This is a genomic window from Psychrobacter sp., assembly GCF_035469765.1.
In the GTDB taxonomy this organism is placed as follows: domain Bacteria; phylum Pseudomonadota; class Gammaproteobacteria; order Pseudomonadales; family Moraxellaceae; genus Psychrobacter.
Window position 1 is genome coordinate 1 of the sequence record NZ_DATIRM010000043.1, and the last position, 4,570, is coordinate 4,570.

Genomic DNA, 4,570 nt, shown 5'->3' on the forward strand with positions numbered 1-4,570 from the left:
GATTTTGCTCAGCACACTAGCATTCAAGAAGACAAGAATGTCAAAGATGGCACTACTTGTGTTAAAGGCGTCGTGACTGGCTTACAAACTCTGATCGAAGAACAACGCCAAGTATCAGCTTTAGCAAACGATGCCGACGACCAAGGTTCAGCAGATTTGGTCGATGCCTATGTGCAAGAGCAAGAAAAATTAATATGGATGTATAATGCTTTTTTAGGCTAAAAGCTGAATAATCATAAAATCTAAGATAGAAAAAAGCACCTAAGTAGGTGCTTTTTTTATGTGCAATCTTTTACTTTTTTAGCGTTGAAAGCTTACTTTTGCATCCATTGACGCATTTTTTCACGCTCAGCAGGCGAAGCTTGTAGCCAAATCTGCATAAATTGATCAAGTGTACTGGTAGAAGCATTGACACTCGTCGTTTGCGTCACGGTAGCACCCGTATTCACAGACGCTCGAGTGCTTACGGATGGCTGATCGAGCGCAGCAATAGCACGCTGGTTTTGTAGCTCAGCATCACCGCTACCACCAAAAACGCCACCTAATGCTTTACCGAGTCCTGAGAATAAGCTGTTGCTACTGCCACCGACACTTTCCTGACTAGCAATGACGGTATTATTCTGTTGTATTGCTAGCGTTGGACGCTCAGCATACTTCTTGGCAGCGGCATAGTCTTCTGGCTGATTTGGCATGGTTAAGCGGTAGGTTTGATTGTCTGCCATCTCAGCAGCAACACTAACATTACCAGAACGCAGATAATCGTGCTCATCACGGCGCAAATCATAGAGACGATCATATTTAGCCGTAATCACATGCTTGCCAGGCTGCAAGGTAAATGACTTGGTTAATGGCTGAAGAACACTTTGTGTCAGCTCTTGACCATTGATTGCGGTCACTTTTATATGATCATCAACCAATAAGGTGACTTCTGCTTGCGTGAGCATTGAAACAGAAGCTGCGCCAACAAACACAGCACTCATAGACAGTTTTTTTAGCAAAGACGCGTTTGATTTCATAATTTTTCCAGTAATAGTAAAGGCATTTTAAAGAGAAAATTTGTGTTCTGAATGCTAAAAATCAAGTGGCATTGTATGCTGACTATGCTGGTCTTGATCAGCGGCATCGTTGTCTACTTGCGACTCTTGTGCGATATCAGCAAGTTCGGCAGCAAGTGTTTGCTCATCAATGGTACGCAGTGCATCAGAAATGACGGCTTTTGATATATTACTACGACCTAAATTGGAGAACATGGGCTGAATGTAATTTAGCACCTCCATCATTGCCCCAATACGATGCGGTCCTTCAGTGAGCAAATAATTGGTAATACGTTCATCAAACTGCCAACCACGCCTGCGCAATATCGACTGCAACAATGCTTCACGGTCTGCAAAATCATGTCCTGTCGGTACTTTGAATGAAGGCGCTTGTGCCAAACGGGTAAGCAAATCTCTTAACTGAAACGGCAGCTCAGACGCAGGCTTGTTGGCGGCAAATAAAAGCTGACGCTGCCCTTCACGGCTACGATTAATCAGATGAAATAAAGCTTCTTGCCACTGACTGCTTTGCTCAATGACTTCCAAATCATCGATCGCAATCAAGGAGAAGTTTTCTAAAGAGGATAAGACATTGACATCGGTATGAATCAACTCATTTAACGACAGACAAATCGCCGACTTGTCCATCTCGATAAACGACTCACAAATAGCGGACAATAAGTGCGATTTGCCAGTAGCAGGACTGCCAAATAGGTACAGCTGACCTATCAGGCCGACATGGAGCTGCCGCACTGCATCGATAATAGACATCCAACCCGGACCGGCAAAGTCGCTGAGACTTGCATCATGCTTTATGTCCAGATTGAGACTTAGCTGTGCTTCTGCCATGAATCATCAACTCGGTTTGCGTAGCACAATCAATAAAAAAGGCTTAACGACTAATATACTTATAAACTGGCTTTAGCAAACTTACTTAAACCAAAACCAACCTAGTAACGGTCAATACCGCTAATACTGCGCCTATATATAACATATTTGCAAAATGACTGACAAGTCTTTTACCCATTACACCTTATCAATCCACTTTTATTCAGCAAGTAACTCACTCACTATAATAAAGTATATAACCCAGTGAGTCTCTATTGAATAAGATTGTAAGGTCAGTATTTTTTGTCAAACAACGCCAATTGCTTACGTCCTTTGTAAAAGTCAGTGGTTTGATAATAAGCGTATAAATGACGGAATAATACATTAATGACTGCGGACACTGGCAGCGCAATCAGCATACCGACGAAACCTAACAAACTTGCGCCTGCCAGCACCGAGAAAATAACCCATAATGGCGATAGACCGATTTTGTCGCCCAATAATAACGGCTGTAAAATATAGCCTTCGGCAGCTTGCCCAATCAAGAACGCGCCAGCTATCAAAGATAAATAGGTCCAATCTAAACCAAACTGAAATAAGCAAGCGAAGATGGCGGCGATAAACCCAATACCAAAACCCAAATAAGGCACAAAGCTTGCGATACCAGCAACCATACCGATGATCAGCCCAAGCTCAAGCCCAATAAGCTGTAACTGTACAGCATAAATAGCACCCAATAATACCATCACCAATAGCTGACCTTTAATAAATGCCATCAGTGCGCGATCACATTCTTGAGCGATTGCCACTACCTGTTTGCAATAAGGCGCTGGTATCGCCATCTTCCACGTATGTAAACGCTGATCCCAATTAAATAAGAAATAAAAGGTCAAAATTGGTACCAGTACAATAAGCCCTGCATTATTAATGAAGTTCATACTGGACACCAGTATTTGGCTCATCATAGTACTAGCATCTTCAAATTTATAATTGGTTTGCATATATTCAACCAAGGTCTCAGAGAAGCCCTTGGACTCAAGCTCAGGCAAACTAATACGGCTATTAGTAGCAAACCATTCACGCACCACATTATTGTACCAAGTTAGTACCTTTGGCAAGTACTCCCATGCCGCTTGCAGTTGATGCCACAATGTCGGTATCAACCACCATAACAGCAGTACCATGCTCAGCGTAATGGTCGAATAGACGATAATAATCGCAATCCAACGTTTGATATATTTAGATAAGCGTTTAACCAAAGGATTAAATAGATAAGCCAATACAAATGCAAAGACAAACGGCACAATGACCGGCGTCAATAAATACAATAAAATCATAGCCACAACAATAACAACGACGATAAATAGGCGTCGAAAAAAGGGATCTATTGATCGGTTTGTCATGAAGGCTAGTCCTACGAATGGGCTGATTTAAAAGGGTGATTTGATTTAAAATTGATTATAGATCTTATTGAACAACGATACACTAAGAGCAAACAGTTATTGACCGTAATTTTAGCCTTCTATTATCGCAGAGCCCTATAAAAAAGCCGTCATTTTTTGTTTCTTAATTTTCATATCCTGTTTATGGCCCTCTTTCTAAAATATTAGCCCAATATCAGGCAAATAACCGTAAGTTGTTTTGCGAGTAAGGGTCATTTTTGGGTATAATGCGCGCACTATATTCAGAATTAACACGACCCACTCGATTTTCTACTGACAGACCTTCATTCCTTATAAAATTTGTGAGATGACCATGAGTAACAAGCCTTCTTTAAGCTACAAAGATGCTGGTGTTGATATTGATGCTGGCGATGCGTTGGTACAACGTATCAAATCCGTGGCAAAAGCCACCTCACGCCCCGAAGTTGTGGGCGGACTTGGCGGCTTTGGGGCGCTTTGTCGCATTCCGACTGGTTATACCTCACCTCTATTGGTTTCTGGCACTGACGGTGTCGGCACCAAGCTCAAACTGGCATTACAGTTAAATCGCCATGACACCATCGGTATCGACTTGGTCGCTATGTGTGTTAACGATTTATTAGTTTGCGGTGCTGAGCCTTTGTTTTTCCTAGACTATTATGCAACCGGTAAGCTTGATGTTGATGTTGCTGCTACTGTTGTTACTGGTATTGGTGAAGGCTGTAAACTGTCAAACTGTGCACTGATTGGTGGTGAAACCGCTGAGATGCCTGGTATGTATCAAGACGATGATTATGACTTGGCAGGCTTTTGTGTCGGTGTGGTTGAAGAAGCAGAAGTCATCACTGGCGAGAACGTTGCAGAAGGCGATGTGCTTATCGCCCTTGCTTCAAGTGGCGCGCACTCAAACGGTTATTCGTTGGTACGCAAAGTCATTGAAGTGAGCGGCATCGATATTACCACTAGCGATGAGCAATTAGACGGTCAGCCTATCCAAGACGCACTGATGGCCCCTACTCGCATCTATGTTAAAGCAATTAAAGCGCTACAAGATACCCTTGGTAGCTCAGCATTACATGCGATGTCACACATTACCGGCGGCGGTTTAACCGATAACTTACCACGTGTATTACCGGAAAATTTGGCAGCTAGCATCGATACCAATAGCTGGAAGTTCTCAGAGTTATTTACTTGGCTACAAACCCAAGGCAATATCGAGCAAAGTGAGATGTACCGTACCTTTAACTGTGGTGTTGGTTTTGTCATCGTTGTGCCGAAAGATAAAGC

Annotated in this window: 5 protein-coding genes; 2 read left to right on the top strand and 3 right to left on the bottom strand. The window is 42.6% G+C overall.

Annotation, left to right across the window (positions count from 1 at the left end; all coding sequences use genetic code 11):
- A partial coding sequence (locus VLN09_RS01035; RefSeq protein ID WP_325243249.1) for a ferritin-like domain-containing protein occupies nt 1-222 on the top strand: 222 nt, incomplete at its 5' end.
- Between the two features lie 92 nt (nt 223-314).
- Here the strand turns inward: VLN09_RS01035 and VLN09_RS01040 are convergent.
- The 3 genes from VLN09_RS01040 to VLN09_RS01050 form a co-directional block, all read right to left on the bottom strand.
- Complete coding sequence (locus VLN09_RS01040) at nt 315-1,016, bottom strand: DUF2057 family protein (protein ID WP_325243251.1); 702 nt, start codon at nt 1,014-1,016, stop codon at nt 315-317.
- A 54-nt stretch (nt 1,017-1,070) separates the two neighbouring features.
- Complete coding sequence (gene hda, locus VLN09_RS01045) at nt 1,071-1,883, bottom strand: DnaA regulatory inactivator Hda (protein WP_325243253.1); 813 nt, start codon at nt 1,881-1,883, stop codon at nt 1,071-1,073.
- 272 nt (nt 1,884-2,155) lie between these two features.
- A complete protein-coding gene (locus tag VLN09_RS01050) occupies nt 2,156-3,265 on the bottom strand; it encodes an AI-2E family transporter (RefSeq protein WP_325243255.1) in 1,110 nt (369 codons plus the stop codon).
- A 352-nt stretch (nt 3,266-3,617) separates the two neighbouring features.
- On the opposite strand from VLN09_RS01050, the gene purM reads away from it, so the two are divergent.
- Nucleotides 3,618-4,570: phosphoribosylformylglycinamidine cyclo-ligase (gene purM, locus VLN09_RS01055; RefSeq protein ID WP_325243257.1), on the top strand; the 953-nt coding region annotated here is incomplete at its 3' end.